The organism is Hamadaea sp. (assembly GCF_013362815.1).
Lineage (GTDB): Bacteria > Actinomycetota > Actinomycetes > Mycobacteriales > Micromonosporaceae > Hamadaea.
Genome location: NZ_JABFVK010000051.1, coordinates 1 through 25,398 on the forward strand (window position 1 = coordinate 1; position 25,398 = coordinate 25,398).

Annotated in this window: 27 protein-coding genes; 4 read left to right on the top strand and 23 right to left on the bottom strand. The window is 68.5% G+C overall.

Annotated features, from left to right (window positions below):
* Positions 1-93: 93 nt before the first annotated feature.
* The gene (polX, locus tag HOV77_RS23040) at positions 94-1,815 is read right to left on the bottom strand and encodes a DNA polymerase/3'-5' exonuclease PolX (protein WP_290864924.1); all 1,722 of its coding nucleotides are present in this window, start codon (positions 1,813-1,815) and stop codon (positions 94-96) included.
* Between the two features lie 143 nt (positions 1,816-1,958).
* Between polX and HOV77_RS23045 the strand changes: the two genes are divergently transcribed.
* A complete protein-coding gene (locus HOV77_RS23045; RefSeq protein ID WP_290864926.1) occupies positions 1,959-3,065 on the top strand; it encodes a glycoside hydrolase family 88 protein in 1,107 nt (368 codons plus the stop codon).
* On the opposite strand, the gene HOV77_RS23050 is transcribed toward HOV77_RS23045, so the two are convergent.
* From HOV77_RS23050 to HOV77_RS23065, 4 genes are all read right to left on the bottom strand, one after another.
* On the bottom strand, positions 3,054-3,401 hold the full coding sequence (locus tag HOV77_RS23050; protein WP_290864928.1) for an MmcQ/YjbR family DNA-binding protein: 348 nt from the start codon (positions 3,399-3,401) through the stop codon (positions 3,054-3,056). The two genes, HOV77_RS23045 and HOV77_RS23050, sit on opposite strands and share 12 nt — an antisense overlap.
* A gap of 3 nt (positions 3,402-3,404) precedes the next feature.
* Positions 3,405-4,295 carry an NlpC/P60 family protein gene (locus tag HOV77_RS23055; protein ID WP_290865167.1) on the bottom strand — a complete coding sequence of 297 codons (891 nt, stop codon included), beginning with the start codon at positions 4,293-4,295 and terminating at the stop codon, positions 3,405-3,407.
* A gap of 29 nt (positions 4,296-4,324) precedes the next feature.
* Positions 4,325-4,927: an alpha/beta family hydrolase gene (locus HOV77_RS23060; RefSeq protein WP_290864930.1), complete on the bottom strand. Its 603-nt coding sequence runs from the start codon at positions 4,925-4,927 to the stop codon at positions 4,325-4,327.
* Between the two features lie 91 nt (positions 4,928-5,018).
* Positions 5,019-5,219, bottom strand: coding sequence for a PspC domain-containing protein (locus HOV77_RS23065; RefSeq protein WP_290864932.1), 201 nt, complete (start codon positions 5,217-5,219; stop codon positions 5,019-5,021).
* Positions 5,220-5,357: 138 nt separating this feature from the next.
* Between HOV77_RS23065 and HOV77_RS23070 the strand changes: the two genes are divergently transcribed.
* Positions 5,358-5,972 (top strand): NAD(P)H-dependent oxidoreductase, encoded by a 615-nt coding sequence (locus HOV77_RS23070; protein ID WP_290864934.1) that lies wholly within the window; start codon positions 5,358-5,360, stop codon positions 5,970-5,972.
* Between the two features lie 6 nt (positions 5,973-5,978).
* Here the strand turns inward: HOV77_RS23070 and HOV77_RS23075 are convergent, their stop codons facing one another.
* From HOV77_RS23075 to HOV77_RS23100, 6 genes are all read right to left on the bottom strand, one after another.
* Positions 5,979-6,845, bottom strand: a complete 867-nt coding sequence (locus tag HOV77_RS23075; RefSeq protein ID WP_290864935.1) for an alpha/beta fold hydrolase — start codon at positions 6,843-6,845, stop codon at positions 5,979-5,981.
* Complete coding sequence (locus HOV77_RS23080; RefSeq protein WP_290864938.1) at positions 6,842-8,047, bottom strand: acyl-CoA dehydrogenase family protein; 1,206 nt, start codon at positions 8,045-8,047, stop codon at positions 6,842-6,844. The genes HOV77_RS23075 and HOV77_RS23080 overlap by 4 nt, the downstream gene beginning before the upstream one ends.
* A 1-nt stretch (position 8,048) precedes the next feature.
* Positions 8,049-9,062: a phosphotransferase family protein gene (locus HOV77_RS23085; protein ID WP_290864940.1), complete on the bottom strand. Its 1,014-nt coding sequence runs from the start codon at positions 9,060-9,062 to the stop codon at positions 8,049-8,051.
* A gap of 70 nt (positions 9,063-9,132) precedes the next feature.
* Positions 9,133-10,113, bottom strand: coding sequence for an NADPH:quinone oxidoreductase family protein (locus HOV77_RS23090; RefSeq protein WP_290864942.1), 981 nt, complete (start codon positions 10,111-10,113; stop codon positions 9,133-9,135).
* Positions 10,110-10,553, bottom strand: coding sequence for a MaoC family dehydratase (locus tag HOV77_RS23095; protein ID WP_290864944.1), 444 nt, complete (start codon positions 10,551-10,553; stop codon positions 10,110-10,112). Before HOV77_RS23095 ends, HOV77_RS23090 begins: the two co-directional genes overlap by 4 nt.
* A 96-nt stretch (positions 10,554-10,649) precedes the next feature.
* Entirely contained in the window at positions 10,650-11,420 is a 771-nt protein-coding gene (locus HOV77_RS23100; protein WP_290864946.1) for an SDR family oxidoreductase, read from the bottom strand.
* Positions 11,421-11,506: 86 nt separating this feature from the next.
* Here HOV77_RS23100 and HOV77_RS23105 point away from each other — a divergent pair, with 86 nt between their 5' ends.
* Complete coding sequence (locus HOV77_RS23105; RefSeq protein ID WP_290864948.1) at positions 11,507-13,312, top strand: acyl-CoA dehydrogenase; 1,806 nt, start codon at positions 11,507-11,509, stop codon at positions 13,310-13,312.
* A gap of 65 nt (positions 13,313-13,377) precedes the next feature.
* On the top strand, positions 13,378-14,139 hold the full coding sequence (locus HOV77_RS23110; RefSeq protein WP_290864950.1) for a hypothetical protein: 762 nt from the start codon (positions 13,378-13,380) through the stop codon (positions 14,137-14,139).
* 24 nt (positions 14,140-14,163) lie between these two features.
* Here HOV77_RS23110 and HOV77_RS23115 read toward each other — a convergent pair whose 3' ends face one another.
* From HOV77_RS23115 to HOV77_RS23170, 12 genes are all read right to left on the bottom strand, one after another.
* Positions 14,164-14,634, bottom strand: coding sequence for a hypothetical protein (locus HOV77_RS23115; RefSeq protein WP_290864952.1), 471 nt, complete (start codon positions 14,632-14,634; stop codon positions 14,164-14,166).
* Positions 14,635-14,645: 11 nt separating this feature from the next.
* Positions 14,646-15,392, bottom strand: coding sequence for a hypothetical protein (locus HOV77_RS23120; RefSeq protein WP_290864953.1), 747 nt, complete (start codon positions 15,390-15,392; stop codon positions 14,646-14,648).
* Positions 15,389-16,669 (bottom strand): MCE family protein, encoded by a 1,281-nt coding sequence (locus tag HOV77_RS23125; RefSeq protein ID WP_290864955.1) that lies wholly within the window; start codon positions 16,667-16,669, stop codon positions 15,389-15,391. Before HOV77_RS23125 ends, HOV77_RS23120 begins: the two co-directional genes overlap by 4 nt.
* Positions 16,666-17,895, bottom strand: coding sequence for an MCE family protein (locus HOV77_RS23130; RefSeq protein WP_290864957.1), 1,230 nt, complete (start codon positions 17,893-17,895; stop codon positions 16,666-16,668). Before HOV77_RS23130 ends, HOV77_RS23125 begins: the two co-directional genes overlap by 4 nt.
* On the bottom strand, positions 17,892-18,983 hold the full coding sequence (locus tag HOV77_RS23135; protein ID WP_290864959.1) for an MCE family protein: 1,092 nt from the start codon (positions 18,981-18,983) through the stop codon (positions 17,892-17,894). Before HOV77_RS23135 ends, HOV77_RS23130 begins: the two co-directional genes overlap by 4 nt.
* The gene (locus HOV77_RS23140) at positions 18,980-19,948 is read right to left on the bottom strand and encodes an MCE family protein (protein WP_290864961.1); all 969 of its coding nucleotides are present in this window, start codon (positions 19,946-19,948) and stop codon (positions 18,980-18,982) included. The genes HOV77_RS23135 and HOV77_RS23140 overlap by 4 nt, the downstream gene beginning before the upstream one ends.
* Positions 19,948-20,967: an MlaD family protein gene (locus tag HOV77_RS23145; protein ID WP_290864963.1), complete on the bottom strand. Its 1,020-nt coding sequence runs from the start codon at positions 20,965-20,967 to the stop codon at positions 19,948-19,950. Before HOV77_RS23145 ends, HOV77_RS23140 begins: the two co-directional genes overlap by 1 nt.
* Positions 20,964-22,271, bottom strand: a complete 1,308-nt coding sequence (locus HOV77_RS23150) for an MCE family protein (protein WP_290864965.1) — start codon at positions 22,269-22,271, stop codon at positions 20,964-20,966. Before HOV77_RS23150 ends, HOV77_RS23145 begins: the two co-directional genes overlap by 4 nt.
* A 5-nt stretch (positions 22,272-22,276) precedes the next feature.
* Complete coding sequence (locus tag HOV77_RS23155; RefSeq protein WP_290864967.1) at positions 22,277-23,074, bottom strand: ABC transporter permease; 798 nt, start codon at positions 23,072-23,074, stop codon at positions 22,277-22,279.
* Between the two features lie 2 nt (positions 23,075-23,076).
* Positions 23,077-23,826, bottom strand: coding sequence for an ABC transporter permease (locus tag HOV77_RS23160; RefSeq protein ID WP_290864969.1), 750 nt, complete (start codon positions 23,824-23,826; stop codon positions 23,077-23,079).
* On the bottom strand, positions 23,823-24,764 hold the full coding sequence (locus HOV77_RS23165; protein WP_290864970.1) for an ABC transporter ATP-binding protein: 942 nt from the start codon (positions 24,762-24,764) through the stop codon (positions 23,823-23,825). The genes HOV77_RS23160 and HOV77_RS23165 overlap by 4 nt, the downstream gene beginning before the upstream one ends.
* 85 nt (positions 24,765-24,849) lie before the next feature.
* Entirely contained in the window at positions 24,850-25,383 is a 534-nt protein-coding gene (locus tag HOV77_RS23170; protein WP_290865169.1) for a hypothetical protein, read from the bottom strand.
* Positions 25,384-25,398: the final 15 nt, after the last annotated feature.

Sequence of the window (25,398 nt, forward strand, 5' to 3'; positions counted from 1 at the left end):
AGGCGGGCGGCGGCAGGCGGCAGCGCGAGAAAGCCGGGCGGCGGCGCTGAGCGCAACCGCGCGGGCGGGAGGGGCGGGCGGGGAGGGGCAGGGTCAGGGGCGTTTGGCGCCGACGAACGCCCGAAGCCGCGCAAGCGGCCAAGCGTTGATGACGTCGTCGACGGTGAGCCACCCCCGTTGGGCGGTCCCGATCCCGAACCGGATGTTCCGCATGTGCCGCGTCGAGTGCGCGTCGGTGTCGATGGCGAACTTCACCCCACGCCGTTTGGCCCGCAGGATGAGGTCGTCGGAGAGGTCCATCCGGTCGGGGAAGCTGTTGACTTCCAACGCCGTACCGGTGGCGGCGGCGGCTTCGAAGACGGCGTCCCAGTCGGCGTCGATCGGCGGCCGCCGGCCGATCATCCGCGCGCGGGGATGTCCGATGATGTTCACGTACGCGTTCTCGCAAGCCCGGATCAGGCGCTGCGTCTGCTCCTGACTCGGCAGGGTGAAGTGTGAGTGGACGGACGCGACGGTGATGTCGAACCCGGCGAGGAAGTCGCCGTCCCAATCCACCTGGCCGATCGGGTCGATGTTCAGCTCGGTGCCGTGCAGCAGGGTCAGCGAACCGGTGTCCAGGGAGCGTACGAGGTCTCGCTGGGCGAGCATCTTCTCGGTGGTCATCCGCTGCATGACGAGGTTGGGGGCATGGTCGGTAACGGCGTAGTACTCCAGGCCCCGGTCGATCGCGGCGGCCACCATCTTCTCCAGCGGTGACACACCATCGGTCAGGTCGGTGTGCGTATGCAGGTCACCGCGCAGGTCGGCCTCAGTGATCAGCGGCGGCAACTCCCGGCGCAGCGCGGCTTCGATCTCGCCGCGGTCCTCGCGCAGGGTCGGCGGGATCCACGGCAGCCCCAGGCGCTCGTAGACCTCCTCCTCGGTCCGGGACACGAGGAGCTCGCCGGTCTCGGCGTCGAAGAGACCGTACTCCGAGAGCTTGAGCTTGGCGTGAACCGCGATCTCGCGTACGCGGATGTTGTGCGCCTTGGATCCGGTGAAGTATTGCAGCGCAGCGCCCCACGCCTCGATCGGCACGACGCGAAGGTCGACCTGCAGCCCGCGCCGAGTCCGGATCGACGTCTTCGTGGGGCCGCTGCCGATGACCTCGCTGGCGATCGGCAGCGCCTTGAACGCCGCCATCAGCGGGGCCGAGTCGGCGGCGGCCGCCAGGATGTCGACGTCACCGATGCTGTCCCGGAATCGGCGTAGCGATCCGGCGATGCTGATCGACTCGCACCCCGGCACCCTGGAGAGCGCGGTGACGATCTCCTCGGCGACGGCGGTCGCGGTGTCGATGAGGACCCGACCTTCGTTGCGGCGCAACAGTTCGATGCCGTGCAGGATGTTGTCGGCGGTCTTCGCCCCGAACCCGGGCAGCCCGTCGAGGCGGCCCGCCTCGATCGCCGCCGCGAGCTCGTCGACCGAGGCGACGTCGAGTTCCTTCGTCAGTGTCACGGCCTTCTTCGGCCCGAGCCCCGGGATCTCCATCAGCTTCAGCGCGCCGGGCGGAATCCGCGTCCGCAACTCCTCCAGCGTCCGGATGGCCCCCGTGTCCAGGTATTCCACGACCTTGGCCGTCATCGACTTGCCGACGTTGGGAATCTGGCCGATCCCGGCGGCATCCAGCGTGGAGATGTCCTCGTGGTACGCGGCGATGGCGCGGGCCGCCTTGTCATAGGCCCGGATCTTGAACGAGTCTGCGCCGCCGGTGACGGCGAGCAGATCGGCCAGTTCCTCCAGCAGCGCGGCGACAGTGTCGTTGGCCCGAGGCATACCCCAAGTCTAGGCGGGACCACCGACGAAAAGACCGCCGAGAACCGCTTGACGAACGTCTCCGCGCCGGAGATATTGGCGGAGGTAAACATCCGATCATTTGGCCCACCGCGCCGGGCAGCCCGACGAAAGGACCCCCGCCCGTGGATCGCCGCACCCTCCTGAAGGCAACGGCCCTAGCCCCACTCGCCCCGCTCGCCCCGCGACAGCGCCCAGCCACCGCGGCAATCGGACTGACCAGGACGGAGATCCTCAACCAGGTACGCCTCGTCCAGACCTATTGGATCGACACTCATCGCAATCCGGGGGACAACAAGTGGGCGAGAGCCACCTACTTCAGCGGGCACCTGGCGGCGTACCGGGCGACCGGTGAGAATCTGCGCTACGCCCAGAAGTGGGCCCAGCAGAATGCGTACGCCCTCAACGGTGGAACCACCACGCGCAATGCCGACAACCAATGCGCTGGTCAGGCGTACTACGACTTATTCGACGTCGACCACGATGCGAGTCACCTGACGGCCGTCGACGAGTCGATCCGGCTGATGGCGTACGGGTCGAATCAGTCCAACAGCGACTGGTGGTGGTGCGACGCGCTGCACATGGCGATGCCGGTGTTCGCCCGTGTACGCGTACACACCGGCGACCCGGCCTACAGCGACAAGCTGTGGCAACTGTTCAGCTACACCAAGAACCTGCTGTGGGACGCCGTCGACCACCTCTGGTACCGCGACGCGAACTACGTCTACCCGACCGGCAGCCAGTGTCTGTCCCCCAACGGGAAGAAGGTCTTCTGGTCGCGCGGCAACGGCTGGGTGCTCGCCGGGCTGGCCAAGACGCACGCGCTCCTGCCGGTTTCGGACCCGCGCCGGGCCGACTACGCCGCCCTGTTCCAGCAGCACGCCGCCGCGCTGATCCCGGTTCAGAGATCGGATGGCTTCTGGAACGTCAACCTCGCCGACCCGCTGCACCGGCCGGGGCCGGAGACTTCCGGAACCGCCTTCTTCACCTTCGGCCTGGCGTACGGGATCCGGGCCGGGTTGCTCGATCCGGCGATCTACCTGCCGGCCGCCACGAACGCGTGGAACGGGATGACCACCGTCGCCGTACGCTCCGACGGCCTGCTCGGCTATGTCCAGGGCACGGGCGCGAACCCGGATTCGAGTCAGCCGGTGACCTCGACCAGCACAGCCGACTTCGGCGTCGGCGCGTTCCTGCTCGCCGGAACGGAGTTGGCGAAGCTAACGAGTTAGCGGGATCAACGCGGAGATCTTCTTCGGCACGCACATCCGCCAGGCCTCGATGATCAACTCGGTCATCTCGTCGGGGTCGAGCGCGGCCATCCGCGCGCGTACCCAGTTGAACCGCATATCGGAAGGTATCGGGAGGAGGAACTTGTCCGGTTCGGCGCCGACGAGCGCGGCCCGTTCCTCCTTCGGGAAGCCGAAGCCGAGCAGGGTCTCGTCCGGCGTGATCGCGGCGTAGACGATCTGCCCGACCCGGAACTTCACGTGGTCGCGGATCAGATGTTCGCTGGTCCGCGGCAACTCGCGGGCGACGGCGCGGATCTCGTCGACGGTGACGGCCATGGCTCAGCCCACCAGCCGCCGCGCGGCGAACAGGTGCTCGTGCCGGACCTCTGTGATGGGACCGTCCAATGTGTCCCAATCGGTCTGCGAGCAGTGCAGCATCGACGGCCAGCCGTCCACGACCTCGGCGCACAGGCCCACGTGATAGACGAATCCGGTGTCCGGCTTGCGGAAGAACATGAGGTCGCCGGGCGCGAGGTCGGCCAGGTCGATCCGCTCGCCGACCGCGTACTGGTCGGTCGCGTCCCGCGGAATGACCTGCCCGAACCGCCGGTACAGGCCGTAGGTCAGCCCCGAACAGTCCAGGCCGTGGGCGGTCACCCCGCCCGCCAGATACATCAGGCCGAGGAACTGCCGGCCCGTGGTCAGCAGCTGCTCCGCGGTGGGCAGGTTTTCCGAGGGGTACGCAGAAACATCCGCCCGGGGCAGGTAACCCGTTCCGCCGCCCGGCAGGTTCACCCGAACCCAGTCCGCCGAGGTCTCCTGGACAGGCAGGATGGTGGCGAACGAGACGTCGGCGATCAGGACCTCGCCGCCGGGTGTCACCCGGATGTCCGTCTTCGGCACGGTGACGACGACCTGCTCGCCGGTCTCCTCAGCGGGCGCGGCCAGCTGACTCAGCGGCAGCCAGCCCGGATAGCCCCGGGGATCCTTGCGGCACGGCTGCGAGGGCACCACTACCTGAGCCCAGCCGTCCTTGACGTCGTCCACGAGGACGGTGTCACCGAGTAGGACCTGGGTGTCGAGCCGGCCCCAGAGTTCGCGGCGCTCGGCCGGGCCTTGCGCGGCCGCCCAAGCGGCCAGGTCGGTCGGTGTGGTCAGCGCGAGCGCGTCGACCTCCCGGACCGCGTCCGGCGCGGTCCAGAGCCCGGCGGCCGCCACGGCGATCTGCATCGTCTCCACTGTCGTCCTCCCCGTGCCGGTCAGCGAGCCCAGTCGTGTGAGCGTAACCAGCCGACGACCGCCGCCGCCACGGCCGAAGGGTCCTTGCGGAGATCATGCCGTTCGCCGGGGAGCACCACGAGGTCGAGCCCGGCCCGGGCGTCCGGTACGCCGAACGGGTCCCGATCGCCGTTGACGACGAGCGTCGGCACCCCGGTCGCGAGTTCGTCGTCGCGGGTCTTCTCGGGTCGGCCCGGCGGATGGAGGGGAAAGGCGAGGGCCACCACGCCGGCCGCTCCGCTGTCCCGAGCGGTCCGGCAGGCGACCCGCGCCCCGCTGGACCGGCCACCCACGATCAGCGGAACTTTGATCTTGGCCGTACGCCGCAGCTCCGCCACGACGGCCAGCCAAGCCTCGTCCAGCTGGGCAGCCGGGGCGGGCGCTTTACGTCCGGCGACCCGATAGGGCTGAGTGACGAGGGCCACCGCGACTCCGGCGGCCACCGCCGCCTCGGTCACGGCGGTCAGGTCGGCCGAGCCGACGTCACCCCCGGCACCGTGCCCGAGCAGAAGCCAGCTGCTGACTTTGCCCTTGGGCTTGATCGTCTCGGCGCGGGCGAGCCCACGCGGCGTCTCGATCTCCACCGCCCTGTCCCCCTCAGCTGCAGATCGCGGTTACGCATGCCATTCTCGCCGTCGGCGGCATGCATATCCGTGATCTGCCGGGGAAAATACGTCAGCGCTCGTTCGGCATGATGATCCACAGCGCCAGATAGATCAGCACCTGCGGACCGGGCAGGAGACACGACAGGATGAAGATCAGGCGCATCACGTTCGGCGAGATGCCGAACCGGCGGCCCAGCCCGGAGCAGACTCCGGCGATCCAACGGTTGTCGCGCGGTCGGTAGAGGCGGCGAGGTGAGGTCGTCGTAGTCATGTCTCCACGGTAGGTAAGCCGGACGGTCCGGCCCTCCGCCATCGGACGGATCTTGTGATCCCGATCCCGTAGGGGCGCCCCGGAGCGTACGACGCGCTAGAGTTTGTTGCGTATGCATCTAAGACGGGAGTCCTGCCGATGAGTGCGCGCCGCTTCCTCTTCCTGCTAGCCAGCACCCGGGAGAACGGGAACACCGAGGTCATGGCGCGACACGCGGCGGCGTACCTGCCGAGCGGGGTGGAGCAGGAATGGCTGCGGTTGATCGATCATCCGCTGCCCGACTTCACCGACGTACGCCATGAGGGCGCCGGGGTCTACCCCGAGCCGGAGGGGCACGCCCGGACGTTGATGGCGGCCACTCTCGCCGCGACCGACGTCGTGATCGCCTCCCCGCTGTACTGGTACAGCATCTCCACTCCCGCCAAGCGGTACATGGACCACTGGTCCGGCTGGATGCGCGTACCGGGCGTGGACTTCAAGGAACAGATGCGGAGCAAGACCTTCTGGGGCGTCACCGCGGTCAGCCATGAGGACTTCACCCGGGCCGAACCGCTCATCGGCACGCTGAGGCTGTCGGCCGAGTACTTCGGGGCGCGCTTCGGCGGCGTCCTGCTCGGGTACGCGAACCGCCCCGGCGAGGCGCTCGACGACGCCGCCGGGCTGGAACGCGCGCGCACCTTCTTCGCCGGAGAATCGGCGCACGTCGTGACCCGGCTCGCCTCGCCGAAGCGTACGCAGGTCATCCACGCGTAAGTCGGCTCAAAATGTCGTCAGCCAGGGCCGGATCTGCGCTGCGACCTGCTCCGGCACTTCGATCTGCGGGGTATGCCCGGCGTCCAGCTCGGCGTAAGTCCACTGAGGATGCTTTGCGGCCGCCGCTCGGGCGGACTCGATCGGCACCAACCGGTCGTGCACACCGTGGATCAGCAGCACCGGTTGCGACAGCCCGGCCATGCGCCGCCGGTGCTCGGCTCGCCCGACCCCGCGCAGAATGGACCGTGCAGCCGCCAAATAGGACTCGGCCCGTCGGGGCTGGCTGATCCGGCGTTCCTCCAGCGCGACTCCGGCGGCGACGGTTTCGGGCGGAATCCGGGCGGGGTCGGAGAAGCACAATGCGAGCGTGTAGTTCACCCGATCCCTGACCGGCACGCGCGCCAACCGGCGGCGCAAGGACCACTCACCGAGACCCGGCACGGCGTGGATGGCGAACTGCTTGCGTACCACCGGATCGACGTGCGCGCCCGATGCCAGCGGCAGCGTCGGGTCGACCAGGACGAGGCCGCGTACCTTCGTCGGAGCAGCTGCCGCAGCAAGGATGCTGACCATGCCGCCCATGGAGTTGCCGACCAGCACCGCCGGTTCTCCGACGACCTCGTCGACGTAGCGGACCAGCAGCTCGGCGTTGGCCCCCACACTCGTACGCCGCCCGTGTGGTTCGGTCAGGCCGAACCCGGCGAGGTCCAGGGCGCGCCCGCGTACCTGGTCGGCGAGCAGCGGTGCGAGCCGAGTCCAGTTGAGGTGCGAACCACCGAGTCCGTGCACGTAAACCACGGCTGGTCCATCCGACGGACCACCGAAATCCACGTGGTGGACCGGTCCGGCGAGGTCGATCGTGTGGCTGTTCATCGGGTCGCCTCGTACTTGCGGAGTTCCCGCTTCGCCAGGGATGCCTTGTGCACCTCGTCCGGGCCGTCGGCCAGGCGGAGCGTACGCGCGCCGGCCCACATCTGGGCCAGCGGGAAGTCCTGGCTCACGCCACCGCCGCCGTGCACCTGAATCGCCTTGTCCAGCACCCACTCCGTCATCTGCGGGACGGCGATCTTGATCGCCTGGATCTCGGTGTGCGCACCCTTGTTGCCGACGGTGTCCATCAACCAAGCCGTCTTCAGCACCAGCAGCCGGGCCTGCTCGATGCGTACGCGCGCCTCGGCGATCCAGTCCGCCACGACTCCTTGGGCCGCTAGCGGCTTGCCGAAGGCGACGCGATCGAGGGCGCGGCGGCACATCTCCGCCAGCGCCCGTTCCGCCATGCCGATCAGGCGCATGCAGTGGTGAATCCGCCCCGGACCCAGGCGCGCCTGTGCGATGGCGAATCCGTCGCCTTCACCGGCGATCAAATTCCGCCCCGGTACGCGTACCCCTTGGAAGTGGATCTCGGCGTGACCACCGTGCCAGCCGTCGTCGTAGCCGAAGACCCGCATGCCGCGCTTGATCTGGACCCCGGGCGTGGCGCGGGGCACGAGGATCATGCTCTGCTGGCGGTGGCGATCAGCGGAAGGATCTGTTTTCCCCATGACGATGAAGATCTCGCAGTTCGGATTCATCGCGCCGGACGACCACCATTTGTGCCCGGTGATCACGTAATCGTCGCCATCGCGCTCGATGCGCGTGGCGATGTTGGTGGCGTCGGAGGACGCGACCTCGGGCTCGGTCATGCAGAACGCGGACCGGATCTCGCCGTCGAGCAGCGGCCGAAGCCAGCGTTCCTGCTGCTCAGGCGAGCCGAACATGCTGAGGACTTCCATGTTGCCGGTGTCGGGGGCGTTGCAGTTGCAGGCCTCCGGGGCCAGGTGCGGGCTGCGGCCCATGATCTCGGCGAGCGGCGCGTACTGGAGGTTCGTGAGCCCCGCGCCGAACTTCTCGTCAGGCAAGAAGAGATTCCACAGTCCGCGCCGCTTGGCCTCGGCCTTGAGCTCGGCCATCACCGGCGGCGCGGACCAGCCGTCCTCTTCGGACACCGCCGACTCGGCCGGATGGACGTGCGACTCCATGAAGTCGAGCAGCTCGGCCCGCAGCCGCTCGGTCGTCGCGTCGTAGCCGAACTCCATGTCAGGCCTCCCTCATCTGCCGGAGCCCGGCCGTCACCAGGCCCGGAACCATCGCGCCGACCTGGTCGAACCCGCTGCCGACGGTCTGCCCGGCGAGGTGCCGGAAGTGGATCCCCTCGAGGATCACGGCGATCTTGAAGTACGCGAACGCGAGGTACCAGTCGAGGCTCTCGGCGAACGGGCGGCGTTGGGCGTACCGGGCGGCCAGGTCGGCACTGGTCGGCAGGGCGTCCACCGGAGCCGCCTCGCCGAACAGCCCCGTGGGCCGCAGCCAGAGATCCCAGTACACAAGGGACAGTCCGAGGTCGGCGAGCGGATCGCCGAGAGTCGCCATCTCCCAGTCCAGCACGGCGACGATCTGGTCGTGCTGGTTCACGATCACGTTGTCCAGCCGGAAGTCGCCGTGGACGATGGCGGCTCCGCTCTCGGCCGGAATCTGGGCGGTCAGCCGCTCGAAGAGGTCCTCGACGCCGGGCAGCTCCCGGCTGCGGGACGCGTCCAGTTGCTGCTTCCAGCGGCGTACCTGGCGCTGGAGGTAACCCTCCGGGCGGCCGAAGTCGGCCAGCCCGACGCCCGCCGGGTCCACAGTGTGCAGATCCGCGAGCACGTCCACCAGCGCGTACGCGAGCGCGTGCGCCCGTTCCGCGCCGAGTGCGGCGACCTCGGCGGCCGTCCGGTAGATCGTCCCGTCGACGTCTTGCATCACGTAGAACGGAGCCGCGTCCTCGGTCTCCGGCTCGCAGAACGCGATCGCCGCCGGCACCGGTACGCGCGTCGCACCGAGTGCGCTGATCACCCGATGCTCCCGGCTCATGTCATGTGCCGTCCGCAGCACGTGCCCCAGCGGCGGACGGCGTACGACCCAAGTCGTGGTGCCGTCACCCACCCGGTAAGTCAGGTTGGACTTGCCGCCCTGGATCAGGTCTCCACTGAGCTCACCTTGGACCAGGCCGGGGCGTACGCGGTCGAGGCAGGCTCTGACTCTCGCGAGCTCCAACCCCATCGGTGCGGTCATGCGATCACCGACCTGCGGCCGGCGCTCGCATGACGAAGACTGTGCCGACCGATGACCGGCCTCTGGCCGGTCATGGCGTGATCACCACCCGGCCCACGGTTTCGCCCGCGCCCAGCTTCGTCAGCCCGTCGACCGCCTTCTCCAGCGGGAGCACCTCGCTGACCAGCGGCTTTATCACGTTCTTCGCCGCAAGATCCAGCAACGCGGTGTGGGCGGCGACGACGGCAGCGGGGTCGAGCTGCCGATACAGTCCCCAGTGGACACCCACGATCGAGTAGTTCTTGATCAGCGCATGGTTCAAGGGCGGAGCCGGAACGGTCCCGCTGGCGAAGCCGATCACCAGAATCCGGCCCTCGAAGGCCACACAGCGCGCGGAGCCGGCGTACGCGTCGCCGCCGACCGGGTCGTAGACGACGTCCGCTCCCCGCCCGCCGGTCGCCTCCTTCACCGCGGCGACGAAATCCTGCTCGCGACGATCGATGACGAGATCGGCGCCTAGTTTCGCGGCGACCTCGGCCTTGGCGGGCCCGCCGACCACGGCGATCACCCGAGCCCCGGCCGCCTTGCCCAACTGCACGGCCGCGCTACCGACTCCGCCGGCGGCGGCGTGCACGAGCAGCGTCTCTCCGGGTTGCAGATGCGCCCGGCGATGCAGGGCCACGAACCCCGTCTGGTACGCGATGTGCAGCGCAGCGGCCTCGGTGTCGCTCAACGAATCCGGGGCGTCGAAGACGTCGACCGCGTTGAGGATCGCGACCTCGGCCAGCCCACCACTCGGCAACGAAGGAGTGCCGATGACCCGCTCGCCGATCCGCCGGTCCACGCCGGCTCCGACATTGACGACTTCGCCGCAGACTTCGACGCCCGGGGTGAACGGCAACGGCGGGCGCACCTGATAGTGCCCCCGGCACAGGAGCACGTCCGGGAAGTTCAGAGCGGTTGCGCGTACGCGGACGGCCACCTGACCGGGGCCGGGCTGCGGTTCCGGGAGGTCCACGAGATCGAGGGCGTCGGCCGGCTCACCGAGCCGCGCCACCTGCCACGCCCTCACAGGTACACCCGCGTGACCGTCTCGGCGACGCAGACCGGCTTGTCGCCGCCCTCCCGTTCGACGGTGACGACGCTGACGAGCTGCGCTCCGCCCGGCACGTCGGTCACCTCGACGAGCTTGACCTCTGCGCGTACCCGCGAATCCACCGGCAGTGGGGCGGGGAACCGCACCTTGTTCAGGCCGTAATTGACCGCCATGCGTACGCCCTCCACCCGGACCAGCGGCCCGACCAGGACCGGCAGCAACGACAAGGTGAGGTAGCCGTGCGCGATGGTGGTGCCGAACGGCCCGGCCGCCGCCTTCTCGGGGTCGACGTGGATCCACTGGCTGTCGCCGGTCGCCTCCGCGAACCGGTCGATCCGCTCCTGGTCGACCGTCAGCCAGTCGCTGTGGCCCAGCACGGTGCCGGCCGCCTTGCGCAGATCGTCCAAAGTAGCCATGCGTACCTCCCGGTCGGGCGCTGGATCAGGGTTCTGGGTCGAATCTTGGGCCAAGATTCGACCCAGAACCCTGATCCAGCGCGAAAGCCCAAAAAACTAAGCGCTCAGCGTCGGGCGAACGACCGCCCCGCCGTCGACGACAAGGGTCTGCCCGGTGAGCCACGACGACGCGTCGCCCGCGAGGAACACCGCCGCCTTCGCGATGTCCTCCGGTTCGCCGATGCGACCCAGGGGGATGTGCTGATTGAGCAGCTCTTCGTGACCTTCCCACAGTGCCCGGGCCAACTGCGTACGCACGATGCCCGGAGCGATCGCGTTGACGCGTACGCCCGGGGAGAGTTCGGCGGCGAACTGGCGGGTGAGGTGGATGACCGCGGCCTTGGTCGCGTTGTAGTAGCCGATGCCCAGCTCGGTCACAAGACCGCCGACGGAGGCGATGTTCACGATCGAGCCACCGTGCCGGGCCATCGAGGCGTGCCACACGGCCTGTGTCCACAGCACGATGGAGAGCTGGTTGACCTGCACGGTCTTCTCCGCCCGGGCCACGTCGAGGTCGACCATCGGCCCGTAGTACGGATTCGTCCCAGCGTTGTTGACAAGCACGTCGACCTGACCGAACCGCTCGACGGCCGCAGCCACCGCCGCCTGGGCCTGATCGAGCGAGCCAACGTGCGCCGCCACCGGCAGGAACGTGACGGAAGGAAACTGGGCGGCCAACGAGGCGGCGACCGCGTCCAGGGATTCCTGGCGGCGGGACACCAGGACGACATTGCATCCTTCGGCCGCCAGTGCGGCGGCGGCGGCCTGGCCGATTCCCCGGGACGCGCCCGTGACCAGGGCGGTACGCCCATCGAGCCCGATCTGCATGGGGTCACCATAGCGGCCGGAGCCGCCGTTGCATACCGACCGGTCGGTATTGACAGCGGGAACCTGAAACCGGTGTGATGTCGGGCATGAGCCACTACCGCAGCAATCTCCGCGACCTGCGCTTCATGCTGTTCGAGGTGCTCGACCAGCGGTTGGGCCAGGGCCGGTTCGCCGACCTGGACCGCGACACGGTCGAGCAGATGCTGGCGGAGGTGGAGCGACTCGCGACCGGCCCCATCGCGGCGTCGTACGCCGAGGTCGACCGCGATCCCCCGGTCTACGACCCGGCCACCTGCTCGGTACGCATGCCGGAGGCGTTCAAGCGCTCGTTCCAGTCCTACATGGACGCCGAGTGGTGGCGGCTGGACATCCCGGTCGAGGCGGGCGGCGTCGCCGCGCCCCGCTCGTTGTGGTGGGCGCTGGTCGAGCTGATCCAGGGCGCGCAGGCACCGGTGTTCATGTTCGGCGGCGGACCACCCTTCGCGGGTCTGCTCCACCGCATCGGGACTCCAGAGCAGCAGCGCATCGCCGCGCTCATGATCGAGCGCCGCTGGGCTGCGACGATGGTCCTCACCGAGCCTGACGCGGGCTCCGACGTCGGCGCCGGCCGGACGAAAGCCATTCCGCAGCCGGACGGCAGTTGGCACATCGAGGGCGTCAAGCGCTTCATCACCTCGGGCGAGCACGACCTGAGCGACAACATCATGCACTTCGTCCTGGCCCGCCCGGCGAACACGGCGGGCGCAGGCGGACCGGGCACCAAGGGCCTGTCGATGTTCCTCGTCCCGAAGTTCCACTTCGACCGCGAGACGGGCGAGCTGGGCGACCGCAACGGCGTCTACGCCACGAACGTCGAGAAGAAGATGGGCATCAAGGTCTCGACCACCTGTGAGCTGCGCTTCGGTGAGCAGCAACCGGCCGTCGGCTGGCTCGTCGGCGAGGTGCACGACGGCATCGCGCAGATGTTCAAGGTGATCGAGTCGGCCCGGATGCAGGTCGGTGTCAAGGCCATCGCGACGCTGTCGACCGGCTACCTGAACGCCCTGGCCTACGCCAAGGAGCGGGTACAGGGCGCAGACCTCACCCGCATGCTCGACAAGACCGCGCCCCGGGTGACCATCGACCACCATCCCGACGTCCGCCGGATGCTCATGCTGCAGAAGGCCTACGCCGAGGGTCTGCGCGCCACCTATCTCTACGCGGCGGACTGGCTCGATCGCGACCATCCGCAGGCCACCAACGTCAACGACCTGCTGCTGCCGATCGTCAAGGGCGTCGGCTCCGAACGCAGCTACGAGATGCTCGCGCTGTCGCTGCAAACCCTCGGCGGCTCCGGCTTCCTGCAGGACTACCCGTTCGAGCAGTACCTGCGCGACACCAAGATCGACACGCTCTACGAGGGCACCACCGGCATCCAGGGCCAGGACTTCTTCTTCCGCAAGATCGTCCGCGACCGCCAGGTCGCGCTCGACTTGCTGCTCAGGGAGATGACCGAAGATCTCGCGGCCATCGAGTCCGCGGAACCGGTCAAGGCCGTGGGTCAAGCTCTCCGTGACGCCATTCAAGAGGTACGCACAATGGTGTCCACGATGCTCGCCTGGCAGGTGGCCGCAGCGGATGACGTCACCGAGGTCTACAAGATCGGGCAGAACACCACGCGCCTCCTGATGACGGTCGGCGACCTGATCATCGGCTGGCTGCTGGCCAAGCAGGCGACGATCGCCGCCGCTGCCCTCCCCGACGCCGAAGGAGCCGACGCCGACTTCTACACCGGCAAGATCGCCGTCGCGGGGTTCTTCGCCTCGACGGTGTTCCCGGAGTTCGCTGCGCGCCGCCGCGTACTGGAGCAGACCGGCGACGCGCTCATGGACGTCCCGATCGCCGCCTTCTGACGGAGCCTCGGAACGAGCCTGCCGACCAGGTGCCGAAATCGGGGGTTTGCTCTACCGTGTTGGTCGTGAAGCCTCGCCCAGCTTTCGCCCTGTCCCTGGCCGCGCCCTTGCTCGCCGCCCTCCTCCTCACCGGCTGCACCTCCGGCGGCGCCGAGCCGTCCCCCTCCTCCACGGCAGCCGCCGCCCCGACGCCCAGCCTCGACACCGAAGCCGCGGCCGCGTTGGTGGCAGCCGGACTGAAGTCCAGCTCCGGTAGCTACAAACTGCACGCCGCCATCACGTACGCCGGTGCCCAAGGCGTACAGCTGGACGTCCAGTCCGACCCGGCGGCCAAGAAGATGCTGATGACGGTCGTCAACGGCACCAGCAAGATCGAAGCCCGCGTACTTGGCAGCGACTTCTACCTCACCGGACTGCCCCAGCTCGGCAAGAAGTGGATGAAGGTCGACGGCAGCCAGGTCGAGGGGTTCAGCGACATGTTCGGGATGAGCGAGCAGAACCTCGCGATGCTCGGCGGCATCATCGAGTTGACCGTCGGACCGAACGGCGTCTTCCAAGGCTGGATCGATCCGCAGAAGGCCATGGACAAGGCCAGTTCGCCGCAGATCAAGGACGCGCTCGCCAAGGTCGTCAAGGCGTCCGGCGCGGGTGCCCGCATCCCGTTCACCTCGAAGATCGCCGACGGCTATCTCGTCGGGCTGACCACCGAGTATCCGGCCGAGGTGAACAACGCCGTCACCCACATGAAGGCCGAGATGACGCTGAGCGACTTCGGCAAGCCGGTGACGGTCACCGCTCCCCCGGCCAAGGACCTCGTCCAGCAGTAACCCCACCGCTCGGCCGCCGTCGGCTCAGAGAGCGGAGGCGGCCGAGACCTTCCAGGCGTCGTCGACCTTGACGAGGGTGAGCACGACCCGGTTCTGGTCGACCTTCTCCCCGGTGATGTTGACGTTGCGGCGGTACTGGTTGACGAACAGCAGCACCTGCACCTGGTCCGGCGCGACGTCGATCACGCCTGACGCGCTGACCTGCGCCGACACGACCGCCTGCTCTTTGACGACGGAGTCCTTGAGCGCGGTCGTCGTCTTGGCGTACTCGCTGGCGAAGGTGCCTGTCGCGAAGTTCTTCCCGTTGGCCACCGCGGCGTCGAAGGTCCGGTAGTCGTAGGAGAAGATGGCCGCCGCCGCAGCCGGGGCGACCGCGAGCGCCTCCCGGGACGCGTCCGCCCGCTGCCGGTCCTGCCAGGTGTCCCACCAGGCGTACCCGGCGAGGCCGGCCACGATCAGGATGGCCGTGGCCAGCACGATGACCTGCTTACGCACGTTTCGCCCCCTCATCCGACGAACTGCAGCTTGCTGACCAGCCACTTGCCGCTGGCATCGTCCTTGGCCAGGTCGAGCTGCATCCGGTAGTGCGACACCCGGCCGTCCGGCGCCTTCACGTTGGACACCGTGGCGTCGATCGCCACCAGCACGATCGCCGAGTCGTCGTCCCCGCTGACCAGGCCGGCTCGCAACACTGTGCCGACCGACTGGACCTTGTTCGTCAGAACCGCCTCGCGTACGCCGGGCATCCCCCGGCCGAACTCGTCGCCGAACTCGCCGGTGGCCCCGGCTGCGATCCGGGCGAGGTCGGCGTCGACCGTCGCAGCGCTGATCGACACGAAGTTCACGGCGAGCTGACGGGCGGCGGTGACCGCCTCGGTATGCGCATTCTCCAGCTGCTGCTGCTTCCACCAGCCGTGGCCGGCGTAAGCCGATCCCGCGAGCGCCACCACCAGCAGCATGATCAGCAGCCGGGCGATCGGCAGTCGGTGCCCGGCCGGCGGAGCGCTGCTCTTCTTCGGCCGCCGAACGGGCGTCTTCGGCTCAGCCGTCGGCTCCTCGAGGACGTTCTCCAGAGTGTCGTCCAGGGTGTCGTCGGCAGTCTCGACCGGCGCCTTCTCGGGCTCTTCCGAAGTCGGAGCAGTGGGAGTAGCGGCCCGCGGCCGGGGACGCGGCGAGCGTGCCGCCGTCAGTTCGGTGGTTTCCACGTCGTTGCCCTTCGGGTTGACGGACTTCCCGGGGTCGTCCGGGCTCATGGCGAGAGCCCGGACAGCAGCAGCAGCTTCCAGGACTGCTCACCGGCGGTCGCGGCCTGGCCACCGGTGCCCCCGAAGAGCAACGGCAGACCATCTGGGCCGATAACGAGCCCGGTGACCGGGTCGTAACCGGCCACTGGCATGACGGGGGACATACCAGTGGCCGGGGACCCCGTCACCCAACCGCCCGATCCGAGGGGGGCGGGTGACGGATCGCCGCTGGTACGCGGCGCGTTCGTGGAGCTGCGTACGCCGGACCCGCCCGAGACCTCGGATCGGGTGCAGCGTCGTTGCCCGGATTTCACGTAGTTGCACGACGGCGGATCGCTCACGTTGAGCACCAGTCCGAGGTGGGCGGTCTTGTCGCCGGGAGCGACCGTGAAGCCGCCGGTGACGACCATCGGGTACACGACCAGCAGCTGTTCGATGCCGTTCAACCGGCGTACGGCGATGCCGTTGACCGTGATCAGGTTGCCGAGCAGCGGCCCGATCGACGGGTCGACGTCGCGCAGCAGCCCTTGCAGTTCGCTCGCCGCGGGCGGCCCGTTCGTCAGCAGCGTACGCAGATCGGCGTCGCTGTTCCGGACCGTCTGACTGAGCTGGGCCAAGGCCGCAGCGAAGCGCTTGATCTCGTCGGCCGCCTCCGCCTGGGTCTTCAGCACGGTGGCGGAGTCGTCGATGAGCTGGGTGGTCTGCGGCAGATACGTCACGGCGTCAGCCAGGAGAGCACTGTTCGCGTCGAGCAACGTACGCAGAGCGGCCTCGTTGCCCTCGAACGCCGTCCCCAGCTCGTCGATGAGCGTGGCGAGCTTGCCGGGGTCGACCGAGGTGACGACCGCGTCCAGGTTCGTCAGGAGGGTCTCCACCGGAAGCGGGACGCCCGTGCGGGTGACCGGGATGACGTCGCCGTCGGCGAGGAACGGCCCGGCCTCGGTCGCCGGCCGCAGATCCACGTATTGCTCGCCGACCGCCGACCGGTGAGCCACCACGGCGTGGAGGTCCTTCGGCACGCGGCTGTCGCCTGTCATCCGCATCCGGACGCGAACAAGGCCCTCGTGCAGGTCCACCGACGACACCCGGCCGACCGGTACGCCCCGGTAGGTGACCGAGGCGTTGGCGAAGATCCCGCCGCTGGTGGCGAAGTCGGCGAACACCGTGTACGCCCCGGTGAACCGCTCGCCGAGCCCGACGAAGCGGACCGCGACGTAGCCGATGCCGAGAATGCTGACGACGACGAAGACGAGCAGCTGGAACCGGGCCAGCCTCGTGATCCTCATACCGGCCGCCCCACGAGGATCTCCTGCAGTCCACCGGTGACCCCGGCGATCTCCCCCGTCTCCGGGTCGTACTCCCAGGTCACGACGGGTGCCGACAACGGCAGTCCGGGCAGCAGTCCGCTCGGGAGCAAACCGCTCGGCAGCAGGCCCGACGGCAGGATCGAGGGCAACGCGGTCGGCAGGATGGGCGGCAGGGACGGCAGGATCGGCGGCAGCGACGGCAGAATCGGCGGCAGCCCGGGGACGGTCGGCGTACCGGGCGTCGTGCCCTTGGCGACCAGGTTCGACAGGATCGACGCCGCGTCGAGGTCCAAGGTGATGTGCAGCCGGACGTAGTCCCCCGCTATCGCCTTCTGCACGTTCGGCGGGAACGGGTAGGACAGCATCATGTCCAGCCCCTTCGGCAACGCGTCCGCCGCGCGTACAAGTTGATCGAGAGTGGGTTGCAGGGCCTTGAGCGAGGCGAGGGTGTCGGCCTTGCTCTGATCGATCACGCGCTTGCCCACGGACCCGAGGTCGCGCAGGGCGACCAGCGCGGCGGTGAGCTGTTCGCGCTGGCCGGCCAGGACGGTCAGGCCGGGTTCGAGCGCGTCCACCGCGCGGCCGATGGTGTCGGTCTGCGCGGCGAGTTGCTGAGTGAGGCGGTCGAGCGCGTCCAGGGCGCGGACGATGTCGTCCTTCTGCTGGTCGAGAGCGGCGACGAACTTGTCCAGCTCGTGCAGCGCGCCCTTGGCATCGGCCTCGCGGCCGCCCAGCGCCTTGCCGACCTCGGTGTTGATCGTCTTGAGCTGGGCCAGACCGCCGCCGTTGAGGAGCAGTCCGAGCGCGGCCAGCACTTCCTCGACCTCTGCGCCCCGCTTGGTGCGCTCGAGCGGGATCACGTCGCCGTCGCCGAGTGTCCCTTGTGGATTCTCGACCGGCGCGGCCAGGTCCACGAACTTCTCGCCGAGCAGGCTCGACTGCCGGATCGCGGCGATGGCGTTGTCCGGCAATTTGACCGCGTCGTCCACGCGCATGCGGACCACCGCGGTCCAGCCGTGCAGCTCGACGCCGGTCACGCTCCCGACGGTGACGTCGTTGACCTTGACCGCCGCCTGCGGGACGAGATCGAGCACGTCGGTGAACTCGGCGCTGACCGTGAACCCGCCGGTCGCCGGGGAGCCACCGGGCAGCTGACAACCGGCAGTGCTCAGGGCCAGTGCGATCGCGATGAGGGCCCGCCTCATGACTGACCGCCCAGCAGACGCTTGAGCTGATCGGTGAGCGGAAGCTTGCGGTCGGCCAGCGCCTTGGCCAGCGTCAGGCAGTCCAGCGGCACCTTTCCGGCCGGAAGACTGTCGACCAGGAGAGAGCAGACGAAGCTGGCGGGGTCGTACGGGCCCATCGCGTTGTCCCGGGTGTCCGTGGTGCCGGAGCGTGGGTTGTAGGCCAGGTTGAGATTCGACAACGCCAATGGAGCGACATCCAGCACCTCCCGCAGCGCCTGCTGCTGCCGCACCAGTACGCCGGTCAGGTCGGCGAGCGCGGCGATGTTCGCCTTCAACTCCGCCCGGTTCTCCTTCACGAACGTGGTGATCTGCGCCAACGCCGAGGCGAGATCGCGTACGGCCGCCGCGAGTTCGTCCTTCTCCGCCGCCAGCTCCTCGCCGACCTGCGCCATCCGGGCGGTGAACTCGCGTACGCTCGCGTCGCTCTTGGCCAGCACGTCAGTGAACTTCTGCAGGTTGACGACGGTGCCGAAGAGGTCCTGCCGGCCGGTCGACAGAGTGTCCAACGCCTGGCTCAGGCCGGACAGCGTGTCGTGGAGGTTCTGCCCGTTGCCCGCCAAGTTGGCCGCACCGACATCGACGAGCTGCGACAACGCCCCGTCCTTGTTGGCGCCTTCCGGGCCGAGCGCTCGGTTCAAGTCGTCGAGGGACTGGTAGATCTCGTCGAGCTCGATCGGCACGACCGTACGCTCGACCGGCAGCTCCGCGCCGTCGGCCAGCACCGGCCCACCGGCGTACGCCGGAGCCAGCTGGACGTAGCGGTCGGCGACCACGCTCGGCGGGACGACGAGCGCCTGAGCGTCGGCGGGAATCCGCACCTTCGGGTCGTAGGTCAGCTCGACCCGGACCGTGCGGCCCTCCGGGCGCACGGCGGTGACCTCGCCGACCTTCACGCCGAGGACGCGCACGTCAGACCCTTCGTGTACGCCCACCGCCGCGCTGAAGTGCGCCACCACCCGGTTCATCGGCTTGTCCCGCAGCACGACGACGAGTGCCACGACAAGAATGGGCACCAGCGCGGCGGCGATGATCACACGTGTCTTCACTTGGCACCACCCGCCGGTAGGTAGCCCTGAACGAGACCGGCCACATAGGAGTCGAACCAGCGACCGTTGCCGACGACGTTGGCGAACGCGTTCACGAACGGCGCGAGGCTGGTCAGCGTGTTCTCGAGTTTCGTCCGATTGCGTTGCAGTACGCCGACGAACGCCCGCAGCTTCTGCAACGCGGGTTGCAACGTCTTCTTCGTGTCGGTGATGAAGCCGGAGATCTGGTCGGCCAGTTGAGACGTGGCGACCAGAAGCGTGTGGATCGCGTCCCGGCGCGCGTGGACCTCGGCGAGCAGCAGGTCGGCGTCGGTGATCAGCCGCTGGAATTCCTGGTCCCGCTCGGCGAGCACCGCGGTGACGTTCTTGGATCGCGCGAGCAGTTCGCGCAGCTGATCGTCGCGGGAGGCCACCGTCTGCGAGAGCCGCGAGAGCCCGGTCAGCGACGCCTTCACGCTCGCCGGAGTGTCGGCGAAGGTCTCCGAGAGCACGGTGAACGCCTGCGCCAGCTGCTTGGTGTCGATCTCCTGCAGCGTTCCGGCCAGCCCGGTGATCGCCTGCATCACGTCGAACGGCGACGCCGTCCGGTCGAGCGGAATCTCCCCGCGCAACTCGCCGCCGCCCTGTGGGTCGAGGGCGAGGAACTTCTGGCCGAGCACCGTCTTGATCCGGATGGTGGCGCCGGTCTTCTCCCCAAGAACGACGCCACGCACCCGGAACCCCACCCGGACGTAGGCGCCATTCCCACCCTGGGCGAGTTCAATCCCCGTGACCTTGCCGACTTTCACCCCGGCCACGCGTACCTCGTTGCCGGGAGCGAGTCCGCTCGCGTCCCGGAAGGCCGCGCTGTAGCTGGTCCCGCCGCCGATGAGCGGCAGATCCTCGATCTGGAACGCCGCCAGGATCAGTGCGAAGAGGACGACGACGCCGACGCCGCCGACCACTGCCGGATTACGCGCCTTCATCAGTTGCCCCCGCACTTGGCCGCGGTGCCGCTGAACGTCGCCGGGTTCATCGTGGTGTTGCCGAAGGTCACCCGGCCGTCGAAGTCGCAGAGGTAGAAGTTGAACCAGGAGCCGTAGGAGGCCGTCCGGGTCAACGCGTCCAAACGGGCCGGTGCCCGGGTAAGCGTCGACTCGATGACCGACGAGTTCTCCACCAGCGTTCCAGCCAGCGTGTTCAGCGCGGAGATGTCCGCGGCGAGGCTCGGCCGCGCGTCGCGCAACAGCGAGGTGGTCGCCTCGGCCAGGCCGCTTATGTTGGTCAACGCGCCGCCGATCGCCTTGCGATCCGCGGCCAGCCCCGACACCAGCAGCTGCATCTGCCTGATCGTCTCGGACAGCTTCGCGTCGCGCTGGTCCAGCGTGCCCAGAACCGCGTTCAGGTTGGTGATCACCCGGCCGATCGCCGCGTCCCGGTCCGCGAGGGTGTTGGTCAATGATGCGGTACGCCGTAAGAGGTCGGACAGCGTCCCACCCTCGCCCTGCAGCACCTGGATGATCTCGAAGGCGAACTTGTTGACATCCGCCGGGCTCAGTCCCGTGAACAGCGGACGGAAGCCGTTGAAGACCACGGTCAGGTCCAACGCCGGAGTCGTCTGCGTCAGCGGGATCAGGCCTTCGGGCTTGAGGCGGTCGCCGCCGCCCGGCCCCTCGCTCAGGGCCAGATAACGCTGGCCGACCAGGTTCCGATAGCGGATCTTCGCCAGTACCGTCGTCGCCAGCGGCACGTCCTCGGCGGTGAAGCTGACCTCGGCCGTCGGTTTGCCGCCCTCCTGAACGAGGTCGATCCCGGTGACCCGGCCGACCTTCACGCCCGCCACGCGTACGTCGTCGCCGACGAGCAGGCCCGTGACGTCGGTGAACCGGGCCCGGTACGCCGGCCCGCCGTCGAACGCGAACGCGCCCAAGGTGCGGGCCAGCAGCCCGGTGAGCAGCAAGGTCACGGCGGCGAAGGCGATCAGCTTCAGCAACGGACGGGTCACTGGGTCGCTCCCAGGTTCACCGTCTGCCCGTTCAGCAACGGTCCCCACAGCAGCAGGTCGAGGTCGCTGACGTGGTCGGGCTGCGTACCGGTGAGGGCGGCGACGATCGGCTTCAGGAGAGGTTGCTTCGCTGGAGCGCCCGCGCCGTAGTCGTAACCGTCCACAATGGGCGTACCGGGCGCGGGGACCTTCGGGTCGGGCAGGCCGTGGCACTGCGGACCGTTCTTCGCCCCGTAAACCGGCTCGTCCCGCCCCTTCACGTACTTCCCGTTGTCCCGGGTGACCTCCAACGTGATGTGCATCCGGCCGCTGGCGAAGACCTCCTCCAGCTGCGGCTGCAGCGCCGTCAATCCCCGGAAGAAGCACGGATACTCCGGGGCGTACGCGGCCAGCAGCTCCAGCACCGGACGGCTGACCCGGCCGAGCTGGATGATCCGGTCGTCGTAGCGGTCGAGGAAGATCCGGGTGTTGTCGGCGAGATCGGTGGCGTCCGCCAGGAATTCGGCGAGCTGCTCCTTCTGGTCGACCACGGTCGTCGCCGTGACGGTCACGTTGCGCAGGATCGTCAGCAGATCCGGCAACGCCGCGTTGTAGCCGTCCAGCGCTTGGGCGAGACGGCGTACGTCGGTGGCGATCGTGGGCATCTGCTTGTTCAGGCTGCTCAGCACCTCGTCGGCGTTCGCGAGATCGTGCCCCAGCCGGTACCCGCGCCCGTCCAAGGCGTACGCGATCGCCCCGAGCGTCGCCGCCAGCTTGTCCGGCTTGATCGCCTGCAAGACGGGCAGCGCGCGGTCGAGGACCTGCTCCAGTTCGACCGCGCTGGAGGTGCGGTCCTGGTCGATGACGGCCCCGGCCCGGAGCGACGGCCGTGCAGCGGCCGCGGGACCCACTCCGGAGGCCGGGGCAGTCATGCTGGAGGCCGGCACAGGCCGTCCTCCGGCCCCCTCCGACGGGCCGATCGAGCGGCCAGTGCCGGCGGGGATCAACTCCACATAGCGCTCACCGAAAAGAGTTTTCGGGAGCAGCCGTGCGGAGACGTCGGCGGGGATTCTGGCGATCTGATCGGGATCGATCGCCAGCCGCAGTTCCGCCGACGAGCCGTTCGCGGTGATCTCGCGTACCTCGCCGACCTGGACGCCGAGCAGTTTGACCTCGGCGCCGGTCGCGAGCTGCATCCCGGTGTGGTCCGTACGCAGCGTCACCCAGTCCACCGGGGTGAACGCCTTGCGATAGACCAGCACCGAGAGCGTGAGCGAGCCGGCGAGCAGGACGACGAAGCCGAGACCGAGCAGGCGTTGGCGCATGACGGTCACCCCGCGATCCGCACGGTCGTCGTCGCGCCCCACACCGCGAGCGAGAAGAAGAAGTCCACCACGTTGACCGCCACGATCGCCGTACGCACAGCGCGCCCGACGGCGACGCCGACCCCGGCCGGGCCGCCGGTGGCGGTGAACCCGTAGTAGCAGTGGATCAGCACCACGATGACGCTGAAGACGAGCACCTTCCCGAACGACCACAGCACGTCCTCGGGCGGCAGGAAGAGCCCGAAGTAGTAGTCGTAGGTGCCCGGCGACTGTCCGAAGTAGCCGGTCGCGATCGTACGCGTCGCGAAGTAGCTGGCCAGCAGGCCGAGCACGTACAGCGGAATTACCGCGATGAATCCGGCGATCATCCGGGTGGTGACGAGGAACGGCACCGGCGGCACCGCCATGACCTCCAGCGCGTCGACCTCCTCGGAGATCCGCATCGCGCCGAGCTGGGCGGTGAATCCGCAGCCCACCGTGGCCGACAGGGCGAGCGCCGCCACCAACGGGGAGATCTCCCGGGTGTTGAAGTACGCCGAGATGAAGCCGGTGAACGCGCTGCTGCCGATCTGGTCGAGCGCCTGATAACCCTGCAGTCCCACTTCGGTGCCGGTGAAGAAGGTCAGGAAGGCGATGACGCCGACGGTGCCCCCGACGACGGCCAGCCCGCCGGTGCCGAAGCTGACCTCGGCGAGCAGCCGCATCACCTCACGCCGATAGCGCCGCAGCGTACGCGGTGTCCACGCGGCCGCCTTCAGATAGAAGGCCAGTTGACCGCCGAGCATGTCCAGCGCCTTCAGCATGCTCAGGCCCCCTTCTGCGGGACGACCTGGAAGTAGATCGCCGTCATCACGAAGTTCAGGGCGAACAGGAGCATGAACGTGATCACCACGGACTTGTTCACGGCGTCGCCGACGCCCTTCGGGCCGCCTTTGGCGTTCATCCCGAGATAGCTCGCCACCAGCGCCGCCACCACTCCGAAGACGAGTGCCTTGAGTTCTCCGGAGATGAGGTCGGGCAGTTGGCCGAGCGCTTGGAAACTCGCCACGTACGCCCCCGGCGTACCGCCCTGCATGACGACGTTGAAGAAGTAGCCGCCGGCCACCCCGACCACGCTGACCAACCCGTTGAGCAGTACGGCGACGAGCGCCCCCGCGATGACCCGGGGCACGACCAGCCGCTGGACGGGGTCGATCCCGAGGACGCGCATGGCGTCGAGCTCCTCCCGGATCTTCCGCGCCCCCAGGTCGGCGCAGATCGCCGAGCCGCCCGCGCCCGCGATGACCAACGCCGTCACGATCGGGCCGGCCTCGCGGACGACGGCCAGCACCGACGCCGCACCGGTGAACGACTGGGCGCCCAGTTGGCGTACCAGTGATCCCAATTGCAGAGCGATCACCGCGCCGAACGGGATGGAGACGAGCGCCGCGGGGGCGATCGACACGGAGCTGAGGAACCACGCCTGCTGGACGAACTCGCGGACCTGGACCGGGCGGCGGAAACAGCCGCGCAGCGTGCGCCCGCAGAAGATCAGGAACTCTCCGATGGTCCTCATCGCGACTCCACGAAGGAACCCATCGGCGGAACGACGCCGTGCTCGTGACACCACTGCCCGGCTTTGCGCTCGGCGCGCCGGGGACCGCCGTCGGAGGGGCGCAGCTGCAACGGGATGGGCGGCAGCGGAGGCAGCTGCGCCCCGGCGGCGGCCTCAGCGGCCAGCTCGTCGGCGTCTTTCTCCTCGGCCATGCCGATGGGACCGACGCGCTGGGCGTTGAGGAACTGGCGGACCACGGGCTCGTGGCTCGACAGCAACATCTCGCGCGGTCCGAACATGGCCAGATGCCCGTGGTAGATCAGGCCGATGTTGTCCGGCACGGTCCGCGCGGTGTTGATGTCGTGGGTGACGATCAGAAACGTCGCGTCGATCTGCTGGTTCAGATCGATGATCAATTGATTCAGGTACGCCGTCCGCACCGGGTCGAGGCCCGAGTCGGGTTCGTCGAAGAGCACGATCTGGGGGTCGAGGACCAGCGCGCGGGCGAGACCGGCCCGTTTGCGCATACCACCGGAGATCTCCCCGGGCAGTTTCTTCTCCGAGCCGGTCAGGCCCATCAGGTCGAGCTTCTCCGTGACGATGTCCCGGATGCGGCTTTCGCTGAACTTCGTGTGCTCCCGCAACGGGAACGCCACGTTGTCGTAGATGTTCATCGACCCGAACAGCGCGCCGTCCTGGAACAGCACGCCGAACAGCTTCCGGACCTCGTAGAGGTCGCGTTCGGGCAGCTGGGGCAGGTCCTGGTCGCCGATCCAGATCGAGCCGCGGTCCGGGCTCAACAGGCCGACCAACGTCTTCAGAAAGACCGATTTGCCGGTTCCGGACGGTCCCAGGAGGACGGAGATCTCGCCGGCGGGGAGCGTCAACGTGACGTCCGACCACACCGGCGTACGCCCGAAGGACTTCGTCAGCCCTTCGACCCGCACCTCGACGCCCACCCGTTCCTCCCCGGCTGCCCACCAATTGGTGAAGGGATATCGCCGGGGAGGCTCGGGGCGTTACAGGGAAATTTCGCCAGTTGCCTCAGCGGGCTTGGAGCGCGTCGAGCGCGACCGCCATCGCGATGACGGCCCGGCGGTCCAACTCCGGGTCGTTGATGGTGATGAGGTACTTGTCGCGCAGGGAGAACTTGCGGTTGACCGAGAACGCGACCTGACCGTTGCGGACGAAGTCGAAGTGGTACGGCAGCCAGCTCACCAGGAAGCGGCGCAACAACGCGATCGGCAGGCTGCGCTCCTGGCCCGTGATGGTGCCCAGACCCGGCTGCTCGAAGTGGTACGTCGACTGCAGCAGCGACTTCGCGAAGTCCTTGCGGAACGTGCCGATCGGCGTACCGGCGCCGTCGGTGATGTCGTAGGTCGCCCCGAGGTCGATGACCTGACGGGCCTTGAATCCGGCCACCACCGCCTGCTTGGTGCTGTCGGTGTAGAGGGTGACCTGCTCCTTCAGCGCCATCCGCTTCTGCTGGGCGAAGGCGATCAGGCTGCCCGGATTGCCGCTGGCATCCGAATCGTGGATTTCGTACTGGTTCACCATGAGGGCGATGCGCTGCTTCATGTGCAGGGTCTGTTG

Bases quoted from the DNA above. Each gene is read 5' to 3' on its own strand.
- polX (WP_290864924.1), bottom strand. From the start codon at position 1,815: ATGCCTCGGGCCAACGACACTGTCGCCGCGCTGCTGGAGGAACTGGCC.
- HOV77_RS23050 (WP_290864928.1), bottom strand. From the start codon at position 3,401: ATGGCCGTCACCGTCGACGAGATCCGCGCCGTCGCCCGCGAGTTGCCG.
- HOV77_RS23055 (WP_290865167.1), bottom strand. From the start codon at position 4,295: ATGCAGATCGCCGTGGCGGCCGCCGGGCTCTGGACCGCGCCGGACGCG.
- HOV77_RS23065 (WP_290864932.1), bottom strand. From the start codon at position 5,219: ATGACTACGACGACCTCACCTCGCCGCCTCTACCGACCGCGCGACAAC.
- HOV77_RS23070 (WP_290864934.1), top strand. From the start codon at position 5,358: ATGAGTGCGCGCCGCTTCCTCTTCCTGCTAGCCAGCACCCGGGAGAAC.
- HOV77_RS23075 (WP_290864935.1), bottom strand. From the start codon at position 6,845: ATGAACAGCCACACGATCGACCTCGCCGGACCGGTCCACCACGTGGAT.
- HOV77_RS23080 (WP_290864938.1), bottom strand. From the start codon at position 8,047: ATGGAGTTCGGCTACGACGCGACGACCGAGCGGCTGCGGGCCGAGCTG.
- HOV77_RS23085 (WP_290864940.1), bottom strand. From the start codon at position 9,062: ATGACCGCACCGATGGGGTTGGAGCTCGCGAGAGTCAGAGCCTGCCTC.
- HOV77_RS23095 (WP_290864944.1), bottom strand. From the start codon at position 10,553: ATGGCTACTTTGGACGATCTGCGCAAGGCGGCCGGCACCGTGCTGGGC.
- HOV77_RS23100 (WP_290864946.1), bottom strand. From the start codon at position 11,420: ATGCAGATCGGGCTCGATGGGCGTACCGCCCTGGTCACGGGCGCGTCC.
- HOV77_RS23105 (WP_290864948.1), top strand. From the start codon at position 11,507: ATGAGCCACTACCGCAGCAATCTCCGCGACCTGCGCTTCATGCTGTTC.
- HOV77_RS23120 (WP_290864953.1), bottom strand. From the start codon at position 15,392: ATGAGCCCGGACGACCCCGGGAAGTCCGTCAACCCGAAGGGCAACGAC.
- HOV77_RS23125 (WP_290864955.1), bottom strand. From the start codon at position 16,669: ATGAGGATCACGAGGCTGGCCCGGTTCCAGCTGCTCGTCTTCGTCGTC.
- HOV77_RS23130 (WP_290864957.1), bottom strand. From the start codon at position 17,895: ATGAGGCGGGCCCTCATCGCGATCGCACTGGCCCTGAGCACTGCCGGT.
- HOV77_RS23140 (WP_290864961.1), bottom strand. From the start codon at position 19,948: ATGAAGGCGCGTAATCCGGCAGTGGTCGGCGGCGTCGGCGTCGTCGTC.
- HOV77_RS23150 (WP_290864965.1), bottom strand. From the start codon at position 22,271: ATGCGCCAACGCCTGCTCGGTCTCGGCTTCGTCGTCCTGCTCGCCGGC.
- HOV77_RS23155 (WP_290864967.1), bottom strand. From the start codon at position 23,074: ATGCTGAAGGCGCTGGACATGCTCGGCGGTCAACTGGCCTTCTATCTG.
- HOV77_RS23160 (WP_290864969.1), bottom strand. From the start codon at position 23,826: ATGAGGACCATCGGAGAGTTCCTGATCTTCTGCGGGCGCACGCTGCGC.
- HOV77_RS23170 (WP_290865169.1), bottom strand. From the start codon at position 25,383: ATGAAGCAGCGCATCGCCCTCATGGTGAACCAGTACGAAATCCACGAT.